Annotated in this window: 21 protein-coding genes; 7 read left to right on the forward strand and 14 right to left on the reverse strand. The window is 75.4% G+C overall.

Annotated elements, in window-relative coordinates; all coding sequences use genetic code 11:
* Positions 1 to 31 precede the first annotated feature (31 nt).
* Entirely contained in the window at positions 32 to 1,162 is a 1,131-nt protein-coding gene (locus tag LN652_RS11765; RefSeq protein WP_230440819.1) for a ferredoxin reductase, read from the reverse strand.
* Positions 1,163 to 1,297: 135 nt separating this feature from the next.
* On the opposite strand from LN652_RS11765, the gene LN652_RS11770 reads away from it, so the two are divergent.
* A complete protein-coding gene (locus tag LN652_RS11770) occupies positions 1,298 to 2,449 on the forward strand; it encodes a PucR family transcriptional regulator (RefSeq protein ID WP_230440820.1) in 1,152 nt (383 codons plus the stop codon).
* Here the strand turns inward: LN652_RS11770 and LN652_RS11775 are convergent.
* The 5 genes from LN652_RS11775 to LN652_RS11795 all read right to left on the reverse strand — a co-directional run bounded on the left by LN652_RS11775 (position 2,446) and on the right by LN652_RS11795 (position 9,087).
* On the reverse strand, positions 2,446 to 4,200 hold the full coding sequence (locus tag LN652_RS11775; RefSeq protein ID WP_230440821.1) for an IucA/IucC family protein: 1,755 nt from the start codon (positions 4,198 to 4,200) through the stop codon (positions 2,446 to 2,448). The two genes, LN652_RS11770 and LN652_RS11775, sit on opposite strands and share 4 nt — an antisense overlap.
* Positions 4,188 to 4,745 (reverse strand): GNAT family N-acetyltransferase, encoded by a 558-nt coding sequence (locus tag LN652_RS11780; protein ID WP_230440822.1) that lies wholly within the window; start codon positions 4,743 to 4,745, stop codon positions 4,188 to 4,190. The genes LN652_RS11775 and LN652_RS11780 overlap by 13 nt, the downstream gene beginning before the upstream one ends.
* A complete protein-coding gene (locus tag LN652_RS11785) occupies positions 4,742 to 6,019 on the reverse strand; it encodes a lysine N(6)-hydroxylase/L-ornithine N(5)-oxygenase family protein (RefSeq protein ID WP_230440823.1) in 1,278 nt (425 codons plus the stop codon). The genes LN652_RS11780 and LN652_RS11785 overlap by 4 nt, the downstream gene beginning before the upstream one ends.
* On the reverse strand, positions 6,016 to 7,476 hold the full coding sequence (locus LN652_RS11790) for a pyridoxal phosphate-dependent decarboxylase family protein (protein WP_230440824.1): 1,461 nt from the start codon (positions 7,474 to 7,476) through the stop codon (positions 6,016 to 6,018). Before LN652_RS11790 ends, LN652_RS11785 begins: the two co-directional genes overlap by 4 nt.
* A 117-nt stretch (positions 7,477 to 7,593) precedes the next feature.
* Positions 7,594 to 9,087, reverse strand: a complete 1,494-nt coding sequence (locus tag LN652_RS11795) for an amidohydrolase (protein ID WP_230440825.1) — start codon at positions 9,085 to 9,087, stop codon at positions 7,594 to 7,596.
* A 63-nt stretch (positions 9,088 to 9,150) separates the two neighbouring features.
* Between LN652_RS11795 and LN652_RS11800 the strand changes: the two genes are divergently transcribed.
* Together LN652_RS11800 and LN652_RS11805 are read left to right on the forward strand one after the other, a co-directional pair.
* Positions 9,151 to 9,804, forward strand: coding sequence for a hypothetical protein (locus tag LN652_RS11800; protein WP_230440826.1), 654 nt, complete (start codon positions 9,151 to 9,153; stop codon positions 9,802 to 9,804).
* Between the two features lie 10 nt (positions 9,805 to 9,814).
* Positions 9,815 to 10,447, forward strand: a complete 633-nt coding sequence (locus LN652_RS11805; protein WP_230440827.1) for a hypothetical protein — start codon at positions 9,815 to 9,817, stop codon at positions 10,445 to 10,447.
* 23 nt (positions 10,448 to 10,470) lie between these two features.
* Here LN652_RS11805 and LN652_RS11810 read toward each other — a convergent pair whose 3' ends face one another.
* A complete protein-coding gene (locus LN652_RS11810; protein ID WP_230440828.1) occupies positions 10,471 to 11,922 on the reverse strand; it encodes a serine/threonine-protein kinase in 1,452 nt (483 codons plus the stop codon).
* Between the two features lie 20 nt (positions 11,923 to 11,942).
* Here LN652_RS11810 and LN652_RS11815 point away from each other — a divergent pair, with 20 nt between their 5' ends.
* From LN652_RS11815 to LN652_RS11825, 3 genes are read left to right on the forward strand one after another with little or no spacing between them, the layout of a single operon-like run.
* Positions 11,943 to 12,521: an RNA polymerase sigma factor gene (locus tag LN652_RS11815; protein WP_230440829.1), complete on the forward strand. Its 579-nt coding sequence runs from the start codon at positions 11,943 to 11,945 to the stop codon at positions 12,519 to 12,521.
* Positions 12,518 to 14,041 (forward strand): M1 family metallopeptidase, encoded by a 1,524-nt coding sequence (locus LN652_RS11820; RefSeq protein WP_230440830.1) that lies wholly within the window; start codon positions 12,518 to 12,520, stop codon positions 14,039 to 14,041. The genes LN652_RS11815 and LN652_RS11820 overlap by 4 nt, the downstream gene beginning before the upstream one ends.
* Before the next feature lie 32 nt (positions 14,042 to 14,073).
* A complete protein-coding gene (locus LN652_RS11825) occupies positions 14,074 to 15,546 on the forward strand; it encodes an acetyl-CoA carboxylase carboxyltransferase subunit alpha/beta (protein WP_230440831.1) in 1,473 nt (490 codons plus the stop codon).
* Between the two features lie 176 nt (positions 15,547 to 15,722).
* On the opposite strand, the gene LN652_RS11830 is transcribed toward LN652_RS11825, so the two are convergent.
* Entirely contained in the window at positions 15,723 to 16,838 is a 1,116-nt protein-coding gene (locus LN652_RS11830; protein ID WP_230440832.1) for a coiled-coil domain-containing protein, read from the reverse strand.
* On the reverse strand, positions 16,831 to 18,315 hold the full coding sequence (locus LN652_RS11835; protein WP_230440833.1) for a hypothetical protein: 1,485 nt from the start codon (positions 18,313 to 18,315) through the stop codon (positions 16,831 to 16,833). The genes LN652_RS11830 and LN652_RS11835 overlap by 8 nt, the downstream gene beginning before the upstream one ends.
* A gap of 143 nt (positions 18,316 to 18,458) precedes the next feature.
* Here LN652_RS11835 and LN652_RS11840 point away from each other — a divergent pair, with 143 nt between their 5' ends.
* Complete coding sequence (locus tag LN652_RS11840; RefSeq protein WP_230440834.1) at positions 18,459 to 19,409, forward strand: NAD-dependent epimerase/dehydratase family protein; 951 nt, start codon at positions 18,459 to 18,461, stop codon at positions 19,407 to 19,409.
* 19 nt (positions 19,410 to 19,428) lie between these two features.
* Here the strand turns inward: LN652_RS11840 and LN652_RS11845 are convergent, their stop codons facing one another.
* The 5 genes from LN652_RS11845 to LN652_RS11865 all read right to left on the reverse strand — a co-directional run bounded on the left by LN652_RS11845 (position 19,429) and on the right by LN652_RS11865 (position 25,864).
* A complete protein-coding gene (locus tag LN652_RS11845) occupies positions 19,429 to 20,214 on the reverse strand; it encodes a DeoR/GlpR family DNA-binding transcription regulator (RefSeq protein WP_230440835.1) in 786 nt (261 codons plus the stop codon).
* Positions 20,215 to 20,231: 17 nt separating this feature from the next.
* Entirely contained in the window at positions 20,232 to 21,287 is a 1,056-nt protein-coding gene (gene pdxA / locus LN652_RS11850) for a 4-hydroxythreonine-4-phosphate dehydrogenase PdxA (protein ID WP_268932165.1), read from the reverse strand.
* Positions 21,288 to 21,332: 45 nt separating this feature from the next.
* Entirely contained in the window at positions 21,333 to 22,664 is a 1,332-nt protein-coding gene (locus tag LN652_RS11855; protein ID WP_230440836.1) for a four-carbon acid sugar kinase family protein, read from the reverse strand.
* Positions 22,652 to 24,103 (reverse strand): GntP family permease, encoded by a 1,452-nt coding sequence (locus LN652_RS11860; RefSeq protein ID WP_230440837.1) that lies wholly within the window; start codon positions 24,101 to 24,103, stop codon positions 22,652 to 22,654. Before LN652_RS11860 ends, LN652_RS11855 begins: the two co-directional genes overlap by 13 nt.
* A gap of 222 nt (positions 24,104 to 24,325) precedes the next feature.
* The gene (locus LN652_RS11865) at positions 24,326 to 25,864 is read right to left on the reverse strand and encodes a dihydrolipoamide acetyltransferase family protein (protein ID WP_230440838.1); all 1,539 of its coding nucleotides are present in this window, start codon (positions 25,862 to 25,864) and stop codon (positions 24,326 to 24,328) included.
* Positions 25,865 to 25,868 lie beyond the last annotated feature (4 nt).

Below are 25,868 nucleotides of genomic sequence, written 5' to 3' on the forward strand. Positions count from 1 at the left end.
GATCTCCTGGGGGTGTCGTGGAGGTCTGGCGTCAGTGGTCGATGTGGCAGGGGCCGGCGGCGGCGTTGATGCAGGTCTGCACCTTGATGTCGCCCGTCTCGCCGGGGACGGCGGTGGTGATGGCGCCGTTGCGCAGGTCGCGCACGCTGCCCTCGCGCAGCGGGATCACGCAGCCCATGCAGATGCCCATCCGGCACCCGCTCGGCATGAGCATCCCGGCGTCCTCCGCGGCGTCGAGGATCGGCGTGGCGCCGTCGAGGTCGAGGGTGGTGCCGGAGGAGAAGGTCACGGTCCCGCCGTCGCCGGGCTCGACCCGCGCGGTGCGGAACTGCTCGGTCGTGAGGGTGATGCCGGCGGCGTCGTGGTGCTCGGCGAGGGCGTCGAGCAGCCCGGCCGGGCCGCAGGCGAGGGTCCGGCGCTCGGCCAGGTCGGGGACCAGGTCGGCGAGGTCGTCGACGGAGAGCACGCCGTGCTGGTCGTCGTAGCGCGCGACGAGCCGGATCGCGCCGGCGGCGTCGAGCGCCTCGAGGTCGCGGATGAAGATCGAGTCGGGCCGGGTGGGGGCCACGTGGACCACGACGATGTCGTGGACCGCGCTGCGGGCCGGACGGAGCACGCCGTCGTCGGTGCTGGGGAACAGGTTGCGCAGCATCCCGATGACCGGCGTGATGCCGGACCCGGCGGTGACCATGAGGAACCGGCCACCTTCGGGCGGCAGCACGAACTCGCCGGCCGCCTGCTCGAGGTGGACCAGGGTGCCGGGGCGGGCCTCGTGGACGAGGTGGTTGCTGACCAGGCCGTCGGGCACCGCCTTGACGGTGATCGAGATCCGGCCGTCGCGGCGCGGGCCGTGGGTGAGCGAGTACGCCCGCCACTGGCGTACGCCGTCGACGTCGATGCCGATGCGGAGGTACTGACCGGGCACGTGGCCGGCCCAGTCGGCGCCGGGACGGATCACGATCGTCGCGGCGTCGGCGGTCTCGGGGTGGACCGACTCGATGCGACCGCGCAGGTCGGCGCCGGAGCGCAGCGGCGCGAAGAGGTCCAGGAAGTCGGACGGGAGGTAGGGGGTGGTGGCGGCCTCGGCGACGCGCATCGCGCGGTCGCGGAGCCGGGAGCCACGGGCGCTGGTGCCCGCACCCGGATCGAGGAAGGTCGTCATGGGAACACTCTCCCTGTTCCGGGCCGCTGCTTCCTGCCCTCCGCACGTGAATCGGGGCTAGGATGTTGTTCGCTGCGAACAATTGCCCACGTCAGGAGCGCCATGACTACCCGAGGTGTGCGTCCGGCCACACAAATGCAGACCGTCGTGGGCCTGGACCCCCAGGTGGCCGAGGCGCTGCGCGCACGGCTGCCCGAGGTCGCGGACCGGGTGGTGCTGACCATCATCGACGAGGTGCCGAGCTATGCCGGTGCCTTCAGCGGGCGGATGGGCGAGGTGATCCGCAACGCGGTGCAGCTCGCGCTCGGCGGGTTCCTCACCCTCGCCACCCGGCAGGACGGCAAGGCCCCGCCCAAGGCGCCCGCCATCGAGGGCGCCTACCAGCTCGGCCGCGGCGAGGCGCGCAGCGGCCGCACGGTCGAGGCGCTGCTCGCGGCCTACCGCGTCGGCGCACGCACGTCGTGGCGCGACATGGCCGACGCGGCGGTGGCGGCGGGCATCGGCGCCGAGCAGCTCGCCCGCTTCGCCGAGCTGGTCTTCGCCTACATCGACGAGCTCTCGGCCTCCTCGGTCGCCGGCCACACCGACGAGCTCGAGAGCAGCGGCCGGGTGCGGCAGCGCAACCTCGAGCGGCTGGCGCGGGCACTGCTGACCGGCGCCACTCCCGACGCGGCGGCGGCGGCGGCCGAGCGCGCCGACTGGGAGCCGCCGGGCGCGCTGATCGCGGTGGTGCTGCCGGAGTCCCAGGTCTCGCACGCCCTCACCGCCCTCGACCCGGGCACGCTGCACCCCACCGACGAGGTGCCCGACCTGCCCGAGGGGCACGCGTCGCTGCTCGTGCCCGGCCCCGGCTCGCCGGCGGCGCGGCGTACGCTCCTGCGCGCACTGCGGGGCACCGACGCGGTCGTCGGCCCGGCGTCCCCGTGGCTCGAGGTGGCTGCGTCGCACCGGCGCGCGGTGCGGTGCGCCGCGCTCGGCGAGACCGGCCTCGTCGACTCCGAGGAGCACCTCGCCGCGCTCCTGCTCGCGGCCGATCCGGACGCCCGCGCCGACCTGCGCGCCCGGGTGCTCGCGCCGCTGGCCGACCTCCGGCCCTCGACCGCCGAGAAGCTCACCGAGACGCTCCGCAGCTGGCTGCTGCACCACGGGCGCCGCGAGGCGGTCGCCGAGGAGCTCTTCGTCCACGCCCAGACCGTGCGCTACCGCGTGCAGCAGCTGCGCGAGGTCTACGGCGACCGGCTCGAGGACCCGGCGTTCGTGCTCGACGCGACGCTCGCGCTGGCCTAGGGGCGGGCCGCCGGGTTGGCCAGCGTCCCGGCGAACACCAGCGAGTCGGCCTGGTCGGCGAGGTCGACCATCTGCAGGGTGTTGCGCAGCTGGAGCCGGTTGAGGCAGCTGTGCGCGAACGCCGGTCGCAGCAGGTCGTACGTCGCCGCGGCCCCCGCCAGCCCGGGGTGGTCGGCGGCGTGGCCGGCGATGCAGTCGCGGACCAGCGCCCAGAAGGCGTGGTCGGCCAGCAGGCCCGCGCCGGACAGGATCGCGCCGAGGTGGCGCAGGAAGCCGTCCATGACGTCGGTGTGGATCGCCAGCGCGGCCAGGTCGGGACCCACGACCGAGCGGATCCGCTCGACGGCCGCGGGCAGCGGCCGGTCGGAGACGACGGCGACCTCCTCGCCGATGTCCTTCATGACCATCCGCACCGGGACGTGGTCGCGCAGCACCATGACCAGGTTCTCGCCGTGCGGCATGAAGGCGAGGTCGTGCGCGAGCAGGCAGTGCACGAGGGGCCGGAGGTAGGCGCGCAGGTAGGTCGCGACCCACGCGTCCGCGGGGAGCCCGGAGGCCGCGACCAGCTCGGCGACGTACGGCACCCCGTCGGCGTCGCGGTGCAGCAGCGCGGCCATCGTGGCCAGCCGCTCGCCCTCCGCGAGCCGCGGCACCGGGCTCTCGCGCCAGAGCGCGGCGACCATCTTGCGGTGCGCCGAGGCGACCGGGAGCCGGTGGTAGGCGTCGCCGGTCCAGCCGATCGCCGCGTGCTCGCGCAGCACCGTGAACCCGAGCGAGCACAGCTCCTCGTCGTCGTCGACCAGGGCGGCGACCCAGTCGTTGATCGCGGGCGTCGCCTCCATGTAGGCCGGCGACAGCCCCCGGACGAACCCCATGTTCTGGATCGCGAGCGCGACCTTCACGTAGGACCGCTCGGGGTGGTCGACGGGGAAGAACGTCCGGATCGACTGCTGGGCCCGGTGCGCGCCCTCGACCTCGCCGAGGTGCACCAGCGCCCCGCGGGCGACGTCGGGGGCGAACGTGATCGCGATCCGGTTGGTCCACTGCCACGGGTGGACCGGGAGGTAGAGGTGGTCGGCGGGGTCGAGTCCGAGGTCGCGCAGCCGCTTCTCCAGCGCCGCCAGGCCGTCGTCGCCGAGCTCGGCGCGGTAGTGCTCCTCCTCGGTCAGCCCGGCGGCGAGCGAGAGGCGCGCCTCGTCGCGGCGCACGGCGAGCCAGTGCAGGCGTACGTCGGCCCCCGTCTCCGGGGCGTAGCGCGCGAAGTCGTCGACGCCGAACCCGATCCGGCCGTTGCAGGCGACGAAGCCGGGGTGCCCCTCGGTCATCGCGGCCTCGACCTCCTGGTGGCTCGCGTGGACGAGGTCGGCGGACGACAGCCGGTGGTGGGTGAGCTTCCAGGCCGCCGACGCGAGCGTGCTGGCGACCTCCTCGACGTAGAGCGCGAGCAGGTGGTCGGGGATGCCGAGCAGGGTGTGGGCGTCGACGACGAAGTCCTGCGCGTCCACCGGCCGCTCGGTCCCGTCGACCGTGCGCCGGATCGAGGTGGGGTCGACGACCCAGTGCTCGAGCGGGTGGCGGCGTGCGGCGAAGGCGTACGTCGCCGGGCCGAGGTCGAGCCGCCAGCGCCCGTCGCCGTCGGGCTGCGGGGCCAGGAGCCTCTCGTGGGCGTACTCGGCGACCGCCTTCGCGACCAGCGCGCGGTGGGCGCGGGCCATCGTCGCGGGCGTGAGGTGGTCGGTCAGCGGGTCCATCGGTCTCCTCCGGGGGCGGACGTGGCGAGGGCGGACGTGGCGTGGTCGGCGCGGGTGCAGAAGCTCAGCGCCGCGGTCTTGTCGGGCAGGTCGACGTGGCGGGCGACCACGAAGCCGGCCGCCGTGTTGAGCACGGCGATCCGGTCGTTGCGGACGTCGGGCTCGACCACGACCCGGCGCACGGCGGGGTCGGCGAAGCAGCGCGCGAGCACCGCGCCCATGACCCGGCGGGTGAAGCCGTGCACCGGGGCGTCGGTCGGGGCGACGAGGAGGTGCATCCCGAGGTCGCCGGGCGCGAGCTCGGGCAGCCCCGTCAGGGGTGAGTGGGCGGGGTCGTAGAGCTCGGCGAGGAACGCCGGCCGGCCGTCTGCGCGGCCGAGCAGCGCCTCGTGGTGGGGGTCGTCGGCGATCCGGGCGTACTCGTCGTGGACCTGCTGGACGGTGGCGTCCTGCATCCCCCAGAACACCGAGCGCGGGTGGGTGACCCAGGCGTGCAGCGCGGCGAGGTCGCGGTCGAGGTCGAGGGGCTCGGTCGTGAGCCTCATCGGGCGACCGGGTGGCGGAGCCGGTCGGGGATGCCCCACTCCTGGAAGGCGATCCGCTTCTCCACCGGGTAGGGCTCGCGGCCCAGCACCTGCGCGAGGATGACCGAGCTGCGCATGGCGCCCATCCCGAGGTCGGGGGCGACGAAGCCGTGGGTGTGCTCCTCGGCGTTCTGCACGAAGACCTCGGCGTCGGCGTGGTCGACGGCGAACGTCGCTCCGGCGAGCAGCCGGCCCCGGTCGTCCCACCGCAGCCGGTCGCGGACCGGGTCGAGGAAGTCCGGGACCCGCGGGGCGTAGCCGGTGGCGAGGACGAGCGACTCGGTGCGCAGGCGACCGGTCGTGTCCTGCTCGGTGTGGCGCAGGTCGAGGGTGTACGCCGACCCGTCCCAGCGCGCGGCGGTCACCTCGGTGGCGGTGAGCAGGGTGGTGTCGACCCCGCCGGTCGCCGAGCGGCGGTAGAGCTCGTCGAAGATCGCGTCGACGGTCCCGGCGCTGATGCCCTTGGACAGCGCGGCCTGGCCGCTCTGCACCTCGGCGCGCCGCGGCGCGGGGAGCGCCTGGAAGTACGCCGACCACTCCGGCGAGGTCATCTCCAGGGTCAGCTTGGTGTACTCCAGCGGGAAGAACCGCGGCGAGCGGGTCACCCAGCCGAGCTCGAAGCCGTGCCGCTCCTGCTCGGCGAGCAGGTCGGCGTAGACCTCGGCCGCGCTCTGGCCGCTGCCGACGACGGTGATCGAGCGGCTGGCGAGGAGGTCGTCGCGGCGGGCGAGGTAGTCGGCCGAGTGCAGGGCCGGTCCCTCGACCTCGAACGGCAGCCGCGGCGCCGTCCCGGTGCCGAGCACGAGGTGGCGGGCGCGCCAGGTGCGGCCGGTCGCGGAGCGGACGACGTAGGACTCGCCGTCGTGCTCGACCGCGACCACCTGCTCGCCCCAGCGCACGGAGCCGAGCCGGTCGGCCGCCCACCGGCAGTAGTCGTCGTACTCGCGGCGCAGGGGGTAGAAGCTCTCGCGGACGTAGAACGGGTAGATCCGGCCGACGTCCTTGAGGAAGGCGAGGTAGGAGAAGCGGGACGTCGGGTCGGCGAGGGTCACCAGGTCGGCCAGGAACGGCACCTGCATCGTCGCGTCGGGCAGCAGCATCCCCGGGTGCCACGAGAAGCCGTCGGCGCCGTCGAGGAACACCGCGTCGAGGTCGTCGAGCGGGTCGGCGAGGCAGGCCAGGCCGAGGTTGAACGGGCCGAGCCCGATCCCGAGGAGGTCGTGGACGTGGGTCATCGGGCCACCGCCAGGTCCCGCGGGGCGCCCGGCGCCGCGGCGGCCGCGAGCCGCCGGCCGGTGCGGCGTACGTCGTCGACGACCGCGAGCACGTCGGCCGGCGTGGCGGCCGGGTTGAGCAGGGTGAGCTTGAGGAAGCGACGACCGTCGACCCGGGTCGCCGCCACGAGCGCCCGCCCGGCGTCGAACAGCTCGGCCCGCACGGCCTCGTTGAGCCGCGCGACCTCGTCCTCGTCCGCGTCGTCGGGGAGCCAGCGGAAGACGATCGTGCTCAGCTGGGGCGCGGCCGCGAGCTCGACGTCGGGCATCGCGGCGAGCTCGGCGGCGACCGTATCGGCGAGGTCGATGACCGCGTCGAGGTGGTCGCCGATCGCGTCGGCGCCCATCACCCGCAGCGTCATCCAGAGCTTGAGCGCCTCGAAGCGGCGGGTGGTCTGCAGGCTCTTGTCGACCTGGTTGGGGTGGGCGGAGTCCTGGGGGTTGAGGTAGTCGGCGTGCCAGGTGACGTGGCCCAGGCTGGCGCCGTCGCGGACCAGCAGCGCGCTGCAGGAGACCGGCTGGAACCACGTCTTGTGGAAGTCGAGCGCGACCGAGTCGGCCAGGTCGATCCCCTCCAGCCGGTGGCGCCGGCGGCGGGACGCCAGCAGGCCGCCGCCGTAGGCCGCGTCGACGTGGAACCACGCACCGTACGAGCGGGCCAGCGCGGCGACCTCGGGCAGCGGGTCGATCGCGCCGAAGTCGGTCGTGCCGGCCGTGGCGACCACGGCCATCGGCACCTCGCCCCGGCCGACGCAGCCGCTGAGCGCCTGCGCGAGCGCGGCGGGGTCCATCCGGCGCGACGCGTCCACCGCGACCGGGATCACCGCGTCCTCCCCGAGGCCGAGCAGGCGCGCCGCCTTCTGCACCGAGAAGTGGCCGTCGGCACCGGCGAGGACCCGCAGCCGATCCGCCGGGGCGCCGGCGCGGCCGCGGGCGAGCAGCAGCGCCTGCAGGTTGGACTGCGTGCCGCCGGTGGTGAAGACGCCGTCGGCGCCCGGGCCCCAGCCGATCCGCGCGCTGGTCCAGTCGACGAGGTGTCGCTCCACGAAGGTCGCGCCGGCGCTCTGGTCGAAGGTGTCGAGGCTGGCGTTGACGCCGCTGACGAACACCTCGGCGACCAGGGCCGGGATGACGACCGGGCAGTTGAGGTGGGCCGCGGCGGCCGGCTCGTGGAACCAGATCGCGTCGTCGAGCCAGACGCGGGAGAGCTCGGCCAGGGCGTCGTCGGTGCGCCCGAGCGGCCGGTCGAGGTCGACCGCGGCGACCCGGCGGGCCGCGTCGGCCGGCGTCACGCCGGTCAGCGGACGCCCGGCGGTGGCGACCAGGTGGTCGACGAGGTGGTCGACGGCGGCGCCGACCTCGCGGCGGTAGTCGCCGGCGTTGGCCGGGTGGAACAGGTGCTGGCTGGGTGCGCCCACGATGCGCTCCTCCGAGTCGGGGGTTAGGTAAGGCTTACCTTACTCATCACCCGCCAGGGTGCGACGTGACCCCGCTCACCCCCGACCAGCCGTGGGGTCGAGCGGACCTGTGGCCGCTCAACCGGCTACGTGGACCCGCTCCCCCGCGACCCACACGGCGCGGACGTGGTCGGCGAAGCCGCGCAGGGCCTCGGCGTGGGCGCGGTCGGACGTGCCGGCGAGCGGGTCGGTGGCGAGCCAGACCAGGTCGGCCGGGTGGCCGACCGCGACGGTGCCCCAGCCGTCGGTCGAGGCGGCGAGCGCCTCGCGCGCGGTGATCGACTGCTCGGGGTGCCACGGCTCGCGCTCGTCGCCCGAGCGGTGCACGGCGGCGGCGACCGCCAGCCACGGGTCGAGCGGGGAGACCGGCGCGTCGGAGCCGAGCGCCACCTCGACCCCGTCGTCCAGCATCCAGCGCAGCGGGAAGCAGCGCTCCGCGCGGCCGGGCCACAGCCGCTCGGTGACGTCGCGGTCGTCGAGCAGGTGGGCCGGCTGGACGCTCGCCCGGACGCCGAGCGCGGCCATCCGGCGTACGTCGTCGCGCGTGGTGAGCTGGACGTGCTCGATCCCGCCCCGGGCGCCCGTGTCGGCGAAGGCGGCCAGCGCCTCGGTGACGGCGCGGTCGCCGATCGCGTGCACCGCGACGTCGAGGCCGCCGGCCGCGGCCCGGGCGAGCAGCGCGCGCAGCTCTTCGGGGGTCTGGTTGGGCTGGCCCTCCTCGAAGCCGGCGACCGCCTTCTCGGCGTACGGCTCGCAGCACCAGGCGGTCCGGGTGTTGAGGGAGCCGTCGCTGATGATCTTGAGCGGCCCCATCGTCAGCCGCGGGTCGTCGCCGAGCGGGTCGCCCGAGCGCAGCCCGCGGGCCAGCACGTCGTCGAGGCCGTCGGCGTAGCAGGCGTGGCGGATGCGGAGCAGGTCGGCGCCGCCGTCCCAGCGCTCCACCCAGTCGGCGACGCCGCCGCTGAACTCCAGGTCGACCAGGCCGACCACGCCCTGCGCGACCGCGGCCTCCATCGAGCGGCGGTAGGCGTCGGGGCCGGTGCCGTCGGTACCGAGCACCGTGGCGAGCCGCCCGTAGGCCATGAACCACTCGCCCTCGGTGACCACGTCCTCCCGGGTCGGCAGGGCCAGCACGTGGAGGGCGGTGGTGTTGAGCCAGCCGTGGTGCCCGTCGCCGGCGATCAGCACGATCGGCTGGTCGGTCTCGATCGCGTCGAGGTCGGACACGACCGGCACCTCGGGCCACGCCGTGGGGCGGTGGCCCCAGCCGATGACCGGCACGTCGGGCCACTGCTCGAGCCGCTCGCGCACCATCGCGACGGCCTCGGCCGACGAGCGCGCCGGCCCGAGGTCGAGCCGGGCCGACGCCAGCGTCCACTGGCCGAGGTGGACGTGCTGGTCCCAGAGCCCGGGCATCAGCCAGCCCCCGCCGAGGTCGTAGGCGGGCTCGCCGGGACGGGACGCGAGCCCGGGGCCGACCTCCACGACCCGTCCGTCCGCCACCCGCACGTCGACGGGGCCGTCGGGGGCGGGGTCGGTGAGGGCCACGAGGTGGGCGTCGCGCAGCAGCATGGGCCCCACCGTAGGAGGTGCACGGCGACGGCCCGCGGGCCACCCACCGGTAGGTTGTCCCCCGTGGAGTGGCGGGGGCCGGCAGTGCTGGTGGCGCTCCTGGCGATCGGGGCCGGGGGCGGCTGGGCCGCGTCCGCACAGACCCGCGACACCTCCATCGGCCGCGGCACCGCGGCGCCGGTGGCCGCCGACGGTCCCGAGATGCCGGTCGAGGCCGAGCGCCCCTACCGCCCCGACCCCGAGGACCCGCCGCTCGAGCCCGGGATCCCGATGGTCCCGGCCACGGTCGGGACCGGGAAGTTCGAGATCACCTTCCCCGCGCCGAAGGGCTGGAGCACCAACGCCAACGCCACCAACGAGTGGAAGTGGAAGCAGCCCGGCACGTCCAACAACACCTACGTGATGCGCATCGAGCAGATCGACAGCCAGGACATCACCATCGAGGACGCGATCGACATCCGGGTCGAGCGACTGCGCGCCGAGCAGGACGACGTACGCATCCTCGACCGCCAGAGCTCGTCGCTGGAGTACACCTACCGCAGCAACGAGGACACCTTCCGCCACAGCTTCATGCGCTGGCTCGACCTCGACGCGAGCGGGCAGGCCGACGTGGAGATCGTGGTGCACGGACGCGAGCGGGACGCCGAGGGCGCGGAGGACCTGATCGGTCGCGTGGCCGGCGGCATGCGCGGCGCCACCGGCTCGGTCGTGCCCTAGAGTCGGCGCCGTGAGGTGGCGGGGGCCGGTCGTGCTGGCGGTGCTGCTGGCCGTCGGTCTCGTCGGCGGCTTCGCCCTGTCGCTCGCCGTGGCCGAGCACCCCTCAGACGGCGGCGCGGCCGCACCGGTCGCCGCCCGGTCGCCGAGCCTGCCGGTCGACCCCGTCCCCGACCTGCTGGACGACCCCGACTTCGCGCCGCTGTCCGGGACGCTCCCCCTCGTGCGGCAGACCGTCGGCGTGGGCGACTTCCGGATGTCCGTCCCGGCGCCGCGCGGCTGGCGGCTCTCGGAGAACTCGCTCAACGAGTGGCAGTGGCGTCCTCCGGACCAGCCGGCCTTCGGCTACCTGATGCGGGTCGAGCAGGTGGTGAGCAACCGCCGCTCCATCGCCTGGACCCTCGAGCGACGCATCGAGGAGCTCGACGAGGACGAGCAGAACGTCCGCGTCGTCGGCCGGACCGACGCGACCCTGCACTACACCTACGTCACCAGCAACCACCTGCGCCACGGCTACCTCACCTGGCTCGACCTCACCGGCTCCGACAACGCGCAGGTCGAGATCGCGGTCAGCGGGCGGGCCCGCGACCAGGACGGCATGGCCGAGCTGATCGCGCGGATCGCGGCCGGCACCCGGCTGGGCTGACCCGCCGACGCATCGGGGCGCGATCAGTAGAAGGTGCTGACCGACTCCAGCACCTGGTTGGCCTCGCGCCGGTCGTCGCTGCGGACCTGCACCCACAGCAGGCGGTTGGAGGTCACCTGCACCACCCGCTCGACGATGACGTCGGTGCCCTCGCAGCCGGTGAAGAACACGGTCACGGAGTTGTCGTCGTCGACCTGGTCGAGGATGTCGCCGCCGACGGTGTCGCAGTCGGGGTGCTGCGGGACCCGGGTGGGGAGCTTGTCGCCGGGCAGGATGCCGACGAACACCCCGGGCGCCGGGTCGTCCACGGTGTTCCAGCCGGCCCGCGAGCCGACCGCGATCGCGGGCTGCTCGGCGTCGTCGAGGGGGGTCCACTGCTCCGGGTCGACCTGCGCGGTCCAGCCCTCCGGCACCGTCACCTCGATGCTGCCGGTGCTGTCCTCCAGCGTGCGCTCGGAGGTCGAGGCACGCTCGACCGCCCAGCCGGACGTCGCGCCGACCGCCAGCGCCAGCGCCGCGGCGCCCAGCCACCGCCACGACCTGCGGGGCCGGTCGGGCTCGGACGGCACCAGCTCGCCGGTGCCGGCGGTCGAGCCGGGCCGGCGCGTGGCCTGGGTCAGCTCGGCGTCGACGGGCGTCCAGGCGACCGGCGCGTCGTCGACCCGGCCGTCGTGGGCCGCCACGAGCGCGTCGGTGAAGGCGGCGACGTCGGGGAAGCGGTCCTCGCGGTCCTTGGCCAGTCCGCGCCGCACCACGGCCTCGGCCTCGGGGTTGTCGATCTCCATCGGCGGCGGCGGCGCCGGGTCCTCGGCGGCCGCCAGGGTGGTGTGCTGGTAGGGCTGGCGCCCGGCCAGCAGGTGGTAGGCGAGCGCGGCCAGGGAGAACTGGTCGGCGCGCGGGTCCAGCGCCTCGCCGAGCGCCTGCTCGGGGGCGACGTAGGTGGGGGTGCCGCCGACCATCGTGAGCCGCGAGGACATGTCCATGGCCTTGCCGAGGCCGAGGTCGCCGAGCATCGCCAGCACCCGGGCGCCGCGCGCGGTCTCGACCGTGCGGAACAGCACGTTGGCCGGCTTCACGTCGCGGTGCAGCACGCCGCGGTCGTGCAGCGCCGTGAGGCCCTCGCCGACCTGGCTCAGCACCGACAGGGCCTGGCCGGTCGTGATCGGGCCGCGCTCGAGCCGGTCGGCGAGCGTGCCCTGGTCGGCGAACGCCATGACCAGGTAGGGCCGCTCGTCGTCGAGCTCGCCGGCGTCGTAGACGGTCACGACGTGGGGTGACTCGACCTTGCGGAGGAAGCGTCCCTCCTCGAGGAACCGCTGCCGGGTGTGCAGGTCACCGGCCCAGTTGTCGGCCAGGACCTTGATCGCCACGGGCGAGTCGAGGTGCTCGTCGTGGGCGAGCCAGACGGTCGCGAAGGCTCCCGACCCGATGCGGCGGCGCACCGGGTACCGACCGAGGCGAGTGGGAGCGGACACGCGGGCATTATCGTGCAGACGTGAGCATTCCTGGGGACCACGGGCCCGCGTTGGCGCCGGACGACATCGACGAGCTGGCGCGTCGCGCCCAGGACGGCGACCGTGACGCGCTCGAGTCGTTGCTCGGCGAGGTGCGTCCACGGGTCCTCAACATCTGCCGCGGGGTGCTCCCGTACTCCGGTGACGCGGAGGACGCGTGCCAGGAGGCGATGCTCAACATCGCCACCCGGATCGGTGGCTGGGGCGGGCGCGGACGCTTCACCACGTGGCTGCACGTCGTCGCCGTCAACAGCGCCCGCACGACCTACCGGCGGCTGAAGAACCTCGCCGTCCCCACCGACTTCGAGGACGGCTCGCACGACCGCCCCGACCCGCGCACCACGTCGGTCATCGCCGGCACCCGCCTCGACCTGCTCGAGGCGATGGAGAGCATCGAGCGCGACCACCCGCAGTACGTCGAGCCGCTGCTGCTGCGCGACGTCTACGGCCTGCCCTACGACGAGATCGCGACGCTCGTCGACGCCCCGCTCGGCACCGTGAAGGCGCAGATCCACCACGGTCGCAAGCTCGCCAGGCCGCTGCTGCGGGGCGAGCGGTGAGACCGCCCCGCCGCCACCGGCGGGCCGCGCTCGCGGCCGTGCTGGTGGTCGCGGGGCTGCTGTCCGGCTGCTCGAGCGAGGAGCCCACCACCGACGACCTCCGCCCCGGCACGCCCACCCGGACCGCCGACGGCGACCGGGACGGCGTCGTCGCCACCTCGCCGGCGCCGCTCTCCGACCCGGTCGAGCAGGACCTCGACCTCGCGCTGTCGACCCCGCGCGAGGACAGCGTCTACCCCGACGTCGGCGACCCGCGGGTCGACACCCTGCTCTACGACCTCGACCTCACCTGGTCGCCCGAGGAGCGGCGCCTCGACGCCCGGGCGGTCGTGACCTTCCGGGCCACCCGCCGCGCACCCGCGTTCCAGCTCGACCTCGCACCGGGGCTCACCGTCGGCGACCTCCGCCTCGACGGCGAGCCGGTGCGGTTCGCCCGGCGGGGCAAGGACCTGGTGGTCCGGGCGCCGGTCCGGGCGGACCGGCGCTACGAGCTGTCGCTCGACTACGCCGGTACGCCGCGCCCGACCCCCGCGCCGACGACCCGCGGCGACTTCTCGACGACCGGCTTCACCGTCACCGGCTCGGGCGCGGTCTGGACGATGCAGGAGCCGTACGGCGCGTTCACCTGGTACCCGGTCAACGACCAGCCGGCCGACAAGGCGCTCTACGACGTCACGGTGCACGCCCCGGCGCCGTGGACGGGCGTCTCCAACGGGCGGCTCACCGCGCTCGGGACCGAGGACGGCGTGACCACCACGTCGTGGCAGCTCACCGAGCCGGCGTCGTCCTACCTGGTCACCCTCGCGATCGGCGACTACACCCACCGCAGCAACACCACCGACGGCGGGCTGCGCGTCGACTACTGGACGCCGCGCGGGATGGTGCAGCGGCTCGACCAGGTCCAGACCGCGGCGGCGACGGTCGACTGGATCGAGGCCCGCCTCGGGCCGTACCCGTTCGACACCCTCGGCATGGTCGTCACCGACTCGATGAGCGCGATGGAGACCCAGACGATGGTCACGCTCGGCACCAACGACTACGTGCTGTCGCCGCAGGTGGTCGCCCACGAGCTGGTCCACCAGTGGTACGGCGACCAGGTCTCGCCGAACGACTGGCGCGACGTGTGGCTCAACGAGGGCATGACGATGCTGATGCAGTGGCTCTACGAGGACGAGCACGACATCGCGCCGCTGCGCAACACGCTCGGCGCCGCCCGCAACGCCGACCAGGGGCTGCGCGACGCCTACGGACCGCCCGGCGCCTACGACCCCGAGCAGTTCGGCGGGTCGAACATCTACTACTCGCCCGCGCTCATGTGGAACGAGCTGCGCGTGGCGCTCGGCGACGACGAGTTCTTCCGGGTCGCGCGGTCCTGGCTGGCCGACCACGACGGAGCCTCGGTCGGCCGCGAGCAGCTCTTCGAGCACTGGGAGTCCGAGACCGGGCTCGAGCTCTCCGACTTCTTCGACGCCTGGATCACCGGCACCACCACGCCGGCCCGCGGTGTCCCCGGCACCTGAGGTCCCCGCTGGGACAGGGATACCCTCGCGCGATGACCCGCCTCAGCGCGCACGACCTCATCGACCTGGTCCTCGACCCCGGGTCGTGGACCTCGTGGGACACGCCGCCGGTGCGCGAGGGCCTCGACGAGGCGTACGCCGCCGAGCTGGTCGCCGCCGCCGAGCGGTCGGGCGTCGACGAGTCGGTGCTCACCGGCGAGGCCCGCCTGCGCGGGCGTCGGATCGGGGTGCTGGTCGGCGAGTTCGGCTTCCTGGCCGGCTCCATCGGCCGCGCGGCCGCCGACCGCATCGTGGCCGGCATCGAGCGGGCCACCCGCGAGGGGCTGCCGCTGGTCGCGGCCCCCGTCAGCGGGGGAACCCGGATGCAGGAGGGGACGCCCGCCTTCGTCCAGATGGTCCGCATCTCCGCAGCCGTCGCCGCCCACCGCGGCGCGGGCCTGCCGTACCTGGTCTACCTGCGCCACCCGACCACCGGCGGCGTGATGGCGTCGTGGGGCTCGCTCGGGCACGTGACCGTCGCCGAGCCGGGCGCGCTCGTCGGCTTCCTCGGCCCCCGGGTCTACGAGGCGCTCTACGGCCGGCCGTTCCCCGAGGGCGTGCAGACCTCGGAGAACCTCTACGCGCACGGCATCATCGACGCGGTCCTGCCGCCGGAGGAGATCGCCGAGATCCTGGACCGCGCCCTGCGCATCCTGATGGCGGCCCGCGAGGGCGTCGCGCCGGTGGCGGACCCCGGCCAGGAGCCCGTCCCCGACGTCGACGCGTGGGACTGCGTGACCCGGTCCCGGCGCCCGGACCGCCCCGGGGTCCGGCGCCTGCTGCGCTACGGCGCCCGCGACGTCGTCCCGCTCAACGGCACCGGGCAGGGCGAGTCGGACCCCGGCCTGCTGATCGCGCTCGCGCGCTTCGGGGAGGCTCCGTGCGTGTTCCTCGGCCAGGACCGGCGCGGCCAGACCACCGACCACCCGATGGGGCCGGAGGCGCTGCGCGAGGCCCGGCGCGGGATGCGGCTCGCCTCCGAGCTCGGCCTGCCGCTGGTCACGGTCATCGACACCCAGGGCGCCGCCCTGTCGGCCGACGCGGAGAACGGCGGCCTCGCCGGCGAGATCGCCCGCTCGCTCGCCGACCTGGTCACGCTCGACGCGCCGACGCTGTGCCTGATGCTGGGCGAGGGCAACGGCGGCGGGGCGCTGGCCCTGCTCCCGGCCGACCGCGTGGTCGCCGCCCAGCACGCGTGGCTCTCGCCGCTACCGCCCGAGGGAGCATCGGCGATCGTGCACCGCGACCTCGACCACGCCGCCGAGATGGCCCGCACCCAGCACGTACGCGCCCTCGACCTCCACCGTCGCGGCGTGGTCGACCGGATCGTGGCCGAGAAGCCCGACGCCGCCGACGAGCCCGAGGAGTTCTGCCGCCGCATCGCCGCCGTCCTCGAGCACGAGCTCAGCGCGCTCCTCGCCGCGGGTCCGGGCTCCGCCGAGAGCCGGGCGCGCCGGTACGCCTGACCCGCCCTCGCCCGGCGGCGGTGCGTGAGCCACATTCTGGGGCGCCGGAACGTGGGTGGCTCACCGCTCCTCGGGCGGCTTCCGCGTGTCGTCCCCGCGAGCGGTGCGTGAGCCACATTCTGGGGCGCCGGAATGTGGCTGGCTCACCGCTCCTCGGCACTGAGTCGCCCGGAGACTCAGGTACGAGGCTCGGCCGGCTCCTCGCCCGCGTGCTCGGCGGCCTCGGCGGCCGCCTCCTCCTGGGCCTCGACGACCTCCGCCTCGGTCACGGCGCCGTCCGCCGCGTCCGAGTCGGCGGGCCGCTCCCCGGCCGGCTCCTCGGTGGTGGCCTCCACGACGGGCTCGGCCCTCGCGGGCTCGGGGAGCACCACGCCGGGCACGGTGCCGGTGAGGGTGGCGAGCATCTGGCGGACGTTGGAGAGCTGGGCGTTGATGCTGTCGCGGCGCTGGGCGGCGGCGGCGAGCTCGCGCTCGGACTCGGCGCGGACCCGGTCGGCGGTGGCGCGGGCCTCGGCGACCATCGTGGTCGAGCGCTCCTCGGCGTCGGCGAGCATCCGGGCGATCCGGGCCTCGGCCTCGGCCCGGCTGCGCTCCATCGCGGCCTCGGCGTCGCGGTTGCGGGCGGTCATCGCGTCGAGCTCGGCCTGGGTGGCGGCCTGCTGGGCCTGGAACTCCGACGTGGCCTTCTGCCGGCGCTCGGCGAGCGTGGTCTCGAAGTCGGCGGCCGCCTGGGCGGCCTTCGCGCGCTGGTCCTCGTGGAGCGCCTCCGCCTCGGCGCGACGGGCGGACGCGTCGCGCTCGGCGGCGTCGCGCTCGGACTCGGCGGCGGTACGGGCGTCGGCGACGAGGCGGGCGGCCTCCGCGTCGGCGTCGCGGCGGGTCTCCTCGGCGTACCGGTCGGCGTCCGCGCGCAGCGACGCCACGTCGGCCTCGGCGTCCTTGCGGAGCGCCTCGACCTCGCCGACGACCCGGTCCCGCACCTCGGCGGCCTCGGCCTCGGCCAGGCTGAGGATCTGGCCGACCCGCTCGCCGAGGTGGGCGAAGGTCGGCTGCTCGGGCTGCTGCGCCTCCCGCGCGACGAGCGCCTCGCGGGCAGCCGACGCCTCGGAGCGGGCCTGGTCGAGCCCGGTGCGCGCCTCGTCGGCCTCGGTCCGCGCCTGCTCCGCCGCACCCTCGGCCGCGGCGAGGCGGGCGCGCAGCTCGGCGACCTCGGTGCGGGCGCCCTCGACGGCGCGCTCGACCTCGGCCGGGTCGTAGCCGCGACGCACGGTCGTGAACATCTCGTCATGCATCGGGGGTCTCCTGCTCGGGGTGGGGGTCCGGGTGGGGGTCCGGGTGGGGGTCAGGGGTGGACGATCCGGCGTCGCGGGTCGGCAGCGGCGGGCGCGAGGGCTCGGACTCGGGCACCGACAGCGCCTCGATGACGCCCGACCACTGGCCGAGCTCGGCGGCGATGGTGTCGCGGCGCTGCTGCAGCTGGGCCACCTCCGCGCGCGCCCGCTCGAGCGCCTGGCGGGCGCTGTCGCGCAGCCGGTCGGACTCGGCGCGCCCCTCGGCGACGGTGGCGATCGCCTCCTCGCGCGCCCGGCGCCGGTCCTCGGCGGCCTCGGCGCGGGTGCGGGTGACCTCCTCGGCCACCAGCGCCCGCAGGCTGGCCGCGCCCGACTCGGCCTCGGCACGCCGACGCTCGAGCCGCTCGACGGCCCGCTCGGCCTCGTCGGTGGCGTCGGCGACCACGCGCGCGGCCTCGGCGTCGGCCCGCTCGCGCACGGCGCGCGCCTCGCTCTCCATCTCGCCCGCGGCGAGCGCGGCGACCTGGGTGATGTCGCTGGCGCGCTCGCGGGACGCGGCGACCTCGGCGGCCATCCGCTCCGAGAGCCGGGCGATGACGTCCTCGAGCCGGCGACGGACGTCGCGGACGTGCCCGGCGGCCCGCGCGTGGGCGGCCGCGCGGATGGCGTCGGCCTCCGACGCGGCACCGGCCAGCACCGACTCGACCGTCCGGGTCGCCCACGCGGTCTGCTCCGCGGCGCGACGGAGCTGCTCCTCGCTCTCGGCGCGGGCCTCGGAGAGCACCTCCTCGGCCTCCCGGCGCAGCCGCTCGGCCTCGGCGCCGGCGCTGCGGCGTACGTCCTCGGCGTGGACGGCGGCCTCGTCGCGCATCCGGGCCGACTCGGTCGAGGCGCTCGCGCGCAGCGACTCGGTCTCCGCGGTCGCAGCCTCGAGGTGGTGCTGGCTGCTGGCCCGCGCCTCCTCGACGAGCCGGGTCGCGGTCTCGCGGGCACCGGTGAGGGTGGCCTCGGCCTCGGCGTGGGCGGCGTCGAGCAGGTCGGCGCGCGCCACGGCGGCGGTGTCGTGGAGCTCCTGGGCGGTGGCCCGCAGCGCTCCGGCGTCGGCCTCGGCCCGGGCGCGCAGGTCGTCGGCCTCGGTCCGCGCCAGCGCGACCTGGTGGTCGCGCGCGCCCTCGGCGGCGCCCATCAGCAGCGCGGCCTGCTCGTTGGCGTCGACCACGATGGTCGCGGCCTCCTCCGACGCGCCCGCGAGGACCTGCTCGGCCTGGCGGCGGGCGCGAGCCGCCTCGGCGCGGTCGCGCTCGGCCTCGGCCATCAGGCTGCGGGCCTCCTCGCGCAGCCGCGCGAGGTCGGCGGTGAGGCGCTCGGCCTCGGCCCGCGCCTCGCTCTGCAGCTGGTCGGCGACCTGCTGGGCGCGGGCGAGCACCGAGGCGGTGGTCGGCTCGCCGGACGAGGCCGTGGCGGCGTCGAGGGCCATCCGCCCCACTCCTCTCGTCCGGGTCCGACCGTCTCATCCTCGCAGCCCACCCGCCGGGGTGACAAAGGGGCCGTCCGGGACCCGGTGTGCGCCCACAGCGAACGTCCCTTGCCCGGGGACGGCGACCCCGCTGGAGTGGGGCCATGAAGCTCCTCGTCCTCGGTGGCACCCGGTTCCTCTCGCGCGAGGTCGCGACCCGCGCGGTCGGCCGCGGCTGGGACGTCACGTGCGCCTGCCGCGGCACGTCGGGCCCGGTGCCCGAGGGTGCCCGCCACCTGCGCTGGGACCGCGCCGACCCGCCGCCGGCCGAGGTGGTCGACGGGGGCTGGGACGCGGTGGTCGACGTCGGCCGGCTCCCCTCGCAGGTCAGCACCGCCGTCGCCGCGACCCCCGACGCGCACTGGGTGTTCGTGTCGACGGTCAGCGTCTACGCCGACAACGCCTCACCGGCGATGGAGCCGCTGCTCGACCCGATCACCGACGACGTCGACCTCGCCGTCGACCCGGAGGCCTACGGCGGCATGAAGGTGGCGTGCGAGCAGGCGGTCACGGCGACGGCCGCCTCCGCGGCGGTCGTACGCCCCGGGCTCATCGTCGGACCGGGCGACCCGACCGGCCGGTTCGCGTACTGGCCGCAGCGGCTGGCCCGCGGCGGGGAGGTGCTGGCGCCGGGGCGCCCGGAGGACGTGGTGCAGGTGATCGACGTGCGCGACCTCGCGGACTGGCTGCTGGTCCTGGCCGAGCAGCGGACCACCGGGACCTACGACGCCGTCGGCACCCCGACGCCGTTCGGCGACCTGCTGGCGGGCGTCGCCGAGGGCGTCGGCGCGCGGGACCCGCGCCTCACCTGGGTCGACGCGGCGTTCCTCGAGGCCCACGGCGTCGAGCCCTGGGCGGGCGAGGGCTCGCTGCCGCTGTGGCTGCCCCACCCCGCCTACGACGGCATGCTCCGCCACGACCCCGCACCGGCGGAGGCCGTCGGCCTGCGGCTGCGACCGCCGACCGCGACCGCACCCGCGTGCCTCGACGACCCCGTGACGGCGCTGTCGCCGGAGCGCGAGGCGGAGGTGCTGGCGGCCTGGCACGCCCGCTGAGGGACGGGCCGGGGACGGCTCAGGGGGCGGGCAGCAGCTCGGCGGCGGTCCCCGCGCACGCCGCCTCGAGCTCGGGCGTGACCTCGTCGGTGACGAGCGTCCAGGCTCCAGGCATGCGGGTCCAGGCGGGCGCGGCGGCGTCGAGCTTGGTGGCGTCGGCCAGCACCACCGTGCGGCGGGCGGTCCCGGCGACCTGCTCCTTGAGCGAGGTCTCCTCGACGGTCGGTTCCCCCACCCCACGGCGTACGTCGACCGCGTCCGCGCCGAGGAAGGCGACGTCGAACGACATCCGGTCGAGGGCGAGGGCGGCCAGCGGACCGACCAGGCCGTGGCTCAGCCGGCGCAGCCGCCCCCCGACGAGCTCGAGCTCGACGTGCTCGGCGTCGGCCAGCACCAGGGCAGTCTCCAGCCCGCGGGTGACGACGGTGAGCGGGCCCACCGTGGTGTCCTCCGCGACCAGCCGGGCGAGCGCGCCGCACGTCGTGCCGGCGTCGAGGAAGACCCTCCCGCCCGCCGGCACCAGCGGCAGTGCCGCCCGGGCGATCCGCTGCTTGGCCTCCACCCGCACGCGTGCGCTGTCGCCCACCGACCGCTCGTGGAACGGTGCCGTCGGGAGCGCGCCGCCGTAGGTGCGGGCGACCACCCCGTCCGCGCGGAGCCGGGCGAGGTCGCGGCGCACCGTCGAGGCCGACACCCCGGTCCGCGCGGAGAGGTCCTCCACCGACGTCACGCCCTCGCGCACGAGCCGGAGGAGCGCGGCGTGCCGGGCCCGCGTGGCGGACCTGGTGGTGGCGGGTTCGGTCATGCGACGAACCGTACGGCTCAGCTGCCGTAGGCCGCGCGCATGCGGGGCACGTAGGGCGCGTAGTCGACCGCGGCGAGGTAGGCCGACCGCATGGTGCCGTGGTCGGCCCGCCCGGTGCCGGCGATGTCGAAGGCGGTGCCGTGGTCGACCGACGTGCGCAGGATCGGCAGGCCGACGGTGACCGAGATGGTGCCGTCGAAGTCGTAGGTCTTGGCCGCGATGTGGCCCTGGTCGTGGTACTGCGAGAGCACGCCCTCGAAGCGGCCCTCGAGGCCCTGGTGGAACACCGAGTCGGCGGGGATCGGGCCGTGCACGGCGAGCCCCTCGGCGCGCAGGTCCTCGCAGGCGGGGATGATCTCGTCGAGCTCCTCGCGACCGAAGGCGCCGTTCTCGCCGCCGTGCGGGTTGACCGCGGCGACCGCGAGGCTCGGGGAGTCGACGCCGTAGACCTCGAGGGCCTGCAGGGCCCGTCGGATGGAGTCGACCTGCCGCTCTCGGGTCAGCTGGTCGAGGGCCTTGCGCAGCGAGACGTGGCGCGTGGCGAAGAAGATCCGCAGGTGGTGGTCGGGCCGGTGCCGCGAGCGCACCACGAACATCGTGTCCTGCTGGGTGACCCCGGTGAGCTCGCCGAGCATCTCCGTGTGGCCCAGGTGCTCGCTGCCGCTGGCCCAGATCGCCTCCTTGTTGATCGGGCCGGTGACCACCCCGTCGACCCGGCCCTCCATCGCGGCCCTCGTGGCGACCTCGATCGCCGTCACGGCAGCCCGTCCGGCCTGGGCGTCCACCTCGCCCCACGCGGGCTCGGCACCCTCGAGCACGCCGATGTCGAGGACGTCGATGACGCCCTCGCCCGCCGGCGGCGTGTCGAAGCCGCTCACCTCGCGGACCTCGACGTCGAGCCCGGTGGCGGCGACGGCGCGGCGCACCGCCCCCGCGTCACCGACCGCGACGCCGTGGTGGCCGTGCTCGCCGGCCTGCTCGGCGAGCGTGCGGACGGTGATCTCGGGGCCGATGCCGACGGGGTCGCCGACGGTGAGGGCGAGGACGGGGGTGGTGCGGGTCGGGGTGGTCACGGGTTCCTCCAGGTGACGGTGGTGGTGCGGTCGGGTCGGGGGTGGTCAGGGCACGCGGGTGCGGGCGGGGGGGACGTGCCTGCGGCGGGCGCGGGCGGACTGCTCGAGGAAGGCGACGCAGGCGACCGCGGTGTCCTCGTCGCCGATCAGCCCGCCCTTGGTGACGACCGGCAGGCCGGACCAGGGGCCGCCGACGAGGCTGCCCGCGACGGCCAGCGGCACCACCTCGTCGGCCACGTCGAGGCCGTCGGCGGCGAGCTCGGCGAGGCAGGCCGCGGCGATGTCGCCCCCGGTGAGGTAGAGCCCGTCGACGCGCTCGGACTCCAGCACCCGCCGGGTGGCGCGGGCCAGCACGGACGGCACGGACGTACGCGCCTCGGGGCCGAGCAGGTCGCCCGGCTCGAGCGACGAGGCGACCAGCACGAGGTCGCCCGGGTCGGCGGACCCGAGCGCGTCGTGGAGCGCGGCCGTGGTGGCGTCGGCGTCCGGGTGGCCGTCGGCGTCGAGGGCGACGCGCACCACCCGCACCGGGCGGGCCGCGCAGAGCCGGGCGAGCTGACGCCGGGTGAGGTCGGTGGCGCTGCCGCTGACGGCGAGGTACGGAGCCGCGTCGGCGCCGCCGCCCATGCCGAGGGCGCGGGCCATCGCGACCGTCCCCGGCCCGGGGTCGACGCAGAGCCAGATGACGCCCTCGACCGCGGCCGCGGCGCCCGCCACCCGCTCGACGTGGTCGAGGGTGAGGGCGTCGGCCACCACGATCCCGGTGCCGGCGGCCGCCGCCGCGGCCAGGGCCGCGGTGAGGTCCTCGAGCGGGCCGGTGACCGTCTCGAGCGGGACGCTGCGGACGGGGAGGTCGGTCTGCTCGGCGAGCAGCCCGGCCACCTCCGAGCGGGTCATCGGCGAGCGTGGGTCGTCGGCCAGCTCGGTCTCCTCCAGCCGCCGCCCGCCGAGGAGCTGCACGCCGCCGACGGTCTGGCGCTGCGCCTCGGGGTGCGCCGGGACGCAGAGGGCCACCACCGGGCCGCCGGTCAGGTCGACGAGCTCGGCGAGCATCGCCTCGGTCGTGGCGCCGACGTTGCCGCGCAGGGTGGAGTCGATGCGGTTGGCGACGACGGCCGCCGGCCACCCGGCCCGCAGCGCACGTCGTACGTCGCGGGCCGCGTCGGCCGGCTCCGCGTGCCGGTTGTCGGCGGAGACCACGACGGCGTCGAAGCGCCCCGCGAACTCCGCCACCAGCTCGGGGTGGCCGGCGTCGGCGACGGTGACCGACCGGAGTCCCGCGCGGGCGAGGCCCGCCGCGGTGGCGTTGGCGCCGGTGAGGTCGTCGGCGACGACCAGCACCCGGCGCGGACGCTCGGGACCGGTCACAGCACCCACCCGGCGACGAGCACGAGCGGGATGGAGCCGAGCCAGGCGGCGGTGGTGATGCCCGACCAGCCCTTGATGGCCGCGATCCCGTCGAGCCCGGCGAACCGGGTGACGACCCAGAAGTAGGAGTCGTTGAAGTAGCTGAACACCATCGACCCGGCGCAGCAGGCCAGGGCAGCGGCCAGCGGCGACAGGCCGAGGCCGACCACCAGGGGCGCGGAGACCGAGGCGGCGGTGATCATCGCGACGGTGCCGGAGCCCTGCGCGACGCGCACGAGGCTGGCGACGAGGAACGGCACCAGCACGCCGGGCAGGCCGGTGCCGGCGATGGCGTCGGCGAGGGCGTCACCGACGCCCGAGTCGCGCAGCACCTGCCCGAGCGCGCCGCCGGCGCCGGTGATCAGCAGGATCAGGCCGGCGGACGCGGCGGCCTCGGCCAGCCAGCCGCTCACCTTCTCGCGGGTGGTCCAGCGCGGGAGGAGCACGTAGACGGCGAGCACCAGGCCGATCAGCAGCGCGACCACGGGGTGGCCGATGAAGGCGAGCGCGGACGCCCACGCGGCGGGGGTGTAGTCGTCCTCCGGGCCGAGCACGCCCTGGTTGCTGCGGTCGAGCGCGGTGGCGCCGGTGTTGAGCACGATCAGGAGCAGCGGGGCCAGCAGCGGCAGCGAGGCCACCAGGGCGCCCAGCGGCTTGCGGTCGGGACGCGCGTCGTCCTGGTCGTCCGGTGCAGCGCTGCCGCCGTCGGCGACGGCGCTGCCGCCCGACGGACCCGGCCCGGCCGCCACCGCGGCGTCGGCGTAGACCGCCTGGCGGACCTCCTCGTTGACCTCGGACTCGAGCTGCGGGCCCATCCAGCGGGCGTAGGCCACGACGACCGGCAGGAGCAGGACGGAGAACAGCAGGCCCACGAGGATCAGGCCGCCGAGGTTGGCGCCGAGGATCCCGGCGACGCCGAGCGGGCCGGGGGTCGGCGGGACGAGGTGGTGGGTGAGGGTCATGCCGCAGCCCAGCGCGAGCGCGAGCGTGACGTAGCCGCCCTGCTTCACCCGGGCGATCGAGCGGGCGAGCGGGTTCATGATCACGTAGCCGGAGTCGCAGAAGACCGGGATCGACACGAGCGCGCCCGTGGAGCCCATCGCCCACGGCTCGCGGCCCTTGCCGAACGCGCGGAGGAAGGCCCGCGCGAGGGTGTCGGCGGCGCCGGAGACCTCGAGGATCTTCCCGACCGCGACGCCGAGGCCGATGACGATGCCGATGTTGCCGAGGGTCGTGCCGAAGCCGGCGGTGATCGACGCGATCGTGTCGCTCGGGGCGGAGCCCGCGATCGAGCCGGTGACGAGCGCGGCGACCAGCAACGCCGCGAAGGCGTCGAGCCGGGTGCGCAGCACCAGCACCACGATGGTGGCGATGCCCACGACGAGGGCGAGCAGCAGCTGCAGGTCCATGTGTTCCTCCTGAAGGTGACCGCCGTCACCCTGCCAGACGAACCTGCACACATCAACCACTTGCACTCATGTAATTGCGCAGTTCGCGCAATTACCGGGTGCGTGACACGGCATGAGCGGGCACTTCCTCCCGCTGGAAAGCACTGACCGGGCAGCTCCTCGCGCTGCAGCGCGAGGAACTGCCCGGTCGACGTGATCTAGCGCGAGGAGCTGCCCGGTCGCTCAGAAGAGCAGCGCGGTGCCCGGGTCCTGCAGGATGCCGGCGACGTCGGCGAGGAAGCGCGAGCCCTTCTCGCCGTCGATGTGGCGGTGGTCGAACGACAGCGCCAGCGTGGTGACGTCGCGGACCACGATCTCGCCGGTGGCCTCGTCGACCCACGGCCGCTTGTTGATCGCGCCGAAGCACAGGATCGCGGACTCGCCCGGGTTGATGATCGGCGTGCCGGCGTCGACGCCGAAGACGCCCACGTTGGTGATCGTGAACGTGCCGCCGGACATCTCGGCCGGCTGCGTCTTCCCGTCGCGGGCGGTGGCGGTGAGCTCGCCGAGCGCACCGGCCAGCTCGACCATCGACAACGCGTCTGCGTCCTTGACGTTGGGCACCACCAGGCCGCGCGGGGTGGCGGCCGCGATGCCGAGGTTGACGTAGTGCTTGTAGACGACCTCCTGGGCGGCCTCGTCCCAGAACGAGTTGATCTCCGGGGTCCGCCTCATCGCCATCAGCACCGCGCGCGAGAGCACGAGCAGCGGGCTGATCCGGACGTCCTTGAGGTCGCGGCGCGCCTTGAGCCGCTCGACGAGCTGCATCGTGGCGGTGACGTCGACGGTGATCCACTCGGTGACGTGCGGGCTGGTGAAGGCCGACTGGCTCATCGCCGTCGCCATCATCTTGCGCACGCCCTTGATCGGCTCGCGGGTCTCGCGCTCGCCGGGCGCCCGGGACGCCTGCGGCGCGACGACCTCGGCCGTCGCGGGCGTACGCGCCGCCGAGCCCGAGGCGGCGGACTGCACGTCGTCGCGGGTGATCGAGCCCGACGGGCCCGAGCCGGTCAGCGTGGTCAGGTCGACGCCGAGGTCCTTGGCGAGCTTGCGGACCGGCGGCTTGGCCAGGGCGCGCACTCCGCCGGGCTGCTGCGCCGCGGCCGGCACGAGCGCCTCGGCCGGCTGGGCCGCGCGCTGGTCGGTGGCGGGCACCGGCGACTCGTCGGCGGGCATCACCTCGTCGGACTGCGCGCCGCCGGGGGCGAACGCCCCCTGGACCTGCATCTGGGTCTGCGCGCCGGCGTCGGTGCTCGGCGAGGCCGAGCCGCGGCGGGCCCGGCGCATCGGGCCGCGCTCGGCCTTGATCCGTCCGACGAGGGACGCGCCCTCCATCGAGCCGGACGCCGCCGGGTTGGACAGGTCGATGTCGGCCGGGTCGACCTGGGCGGCCGCCTCGGCGGCGCCCGCCTTCTCGGCCATCCCGAGGTAGGGGTCGGACTCGGTCTGCTCGGTGGGGGCCGACGCGGCCGGGGCCGGCTCCTCGCCGGGGGCGCCGACCGAGATGATCGGCGTGCCGACCGGGACCGTCTCGCCCTCGGGCACGAGCAGCGCGAGGACGGTGCCCTCGAACGGCGAGGGCAGCTCGACGAGCGACTTCGCGGTCTCGATCTCGACGATGACGTCGTTGATCTCGATGGTGTCGCCGACCTTGACCTTCCAGGCGACGATCTCGGCCTCGGTGAGGCCTTCCCCGACGTCGGGGAGGAGGAACTCGGACATCAGG

Source organism: Nocardioides okcheonensis, from assembly GCF_020991065.1.
GTDB classification, from domain to species: domain Bacteria; phylum Actinomycetota; class Actinomycetes; order Propionibacteriales; family Nocardioidaceae; genus Nocardioides; species Nocardioides okcheonensis.

Coding starts and splice junctions, on each gene's coding strand:
- LN652_RS11785 (WP_230440823.1), bottom strand. CDS start 6,019: ATGACCCACGTCCACGACCTCCTCGGGATCGGGCTCGGCCCGTTCAAC.
- LN652_RS11765 (WP_230440819.1), bottom strand. CDS start 1,162: ATGACGACCTTCCTCGATCCGGGTGCGGGCACCAGCGCCCGTGGCTCC.
- LN652_RS11830 (WP_230440832.1), bottom strand. CDS start 16,838: ATGCATGACGAGATGTTCACGACCGTGCGTCGCGGCTACGACCCGGCC.
- LN652_RS11780 (WP_230440822.1), bottom strand. CDS start 4,745: ATGAGGCTCACGACCGAGCCCCTCGACCTCGACCGCGACCTCGCCGCG.
- LN652_RS11770 (WP_230440820.1), top strand. CDS start 1,298: ATGCAGACCGTCGTGGGCCTGGACCCCCAGGTGGCCGAGGCGCTGCGC.
- LN652_RS11775 (WP_230440821.1), bottom strand. CDS start 4,200: ATGGACCCGCTGACCGACCACCTCACGCCCGCGACGATGGCCCGCGCC.
- LN652_RS11840 (WP_230440834.1), top strand. CDS start 18,459: ATGAAGCTCCTCGTCCTCGGTGGCACCCGGTTCCTCTCGCGCGAGGTC.
- LN652_RS11825 (WP_230440831.1), top strand. CDS start 14,074: ATGACCCGCCTCAGCGCGCACGACCTCATCGACCTGGTCCTCGACCCC.
- LN652_RS11835 (WP_230440833.1), bottom strand. CDS start 18,315: ATGGCCCTCGACGCCGCCACGGCCTCGTCCGGCGAGCCGACCACCGCC.
- LN652_RS11795 (WP_230440825.1), bottom strand. CDS start 9,087: ATGCTGCTGCGCGACGCCCACCTCGTGGCCCTCACCGACCCCGCCCCC.
- LN652_RS11860 (WP_230440837.1), bottom strand. CDS start 24,103: ATGGACCTGCAGCTGCTGCTCGCCCTCGTCGTGGGCATCGCCACCATC.
- LN652_RS11845 (WP_230440835.1), bottom strand. CDS start 20,214: ATGACCGAACCCGCCACCACCAGGTCCGCCACGCGGGCCCGGCACGCC.
- LN652_RS11865 (WP_230440838.1), bottom strand. CDS start 25,864: ATGTCCGAGTTCCTCCTCCCCGACGTCGGGGAAGGCCTCACCGAGGCC.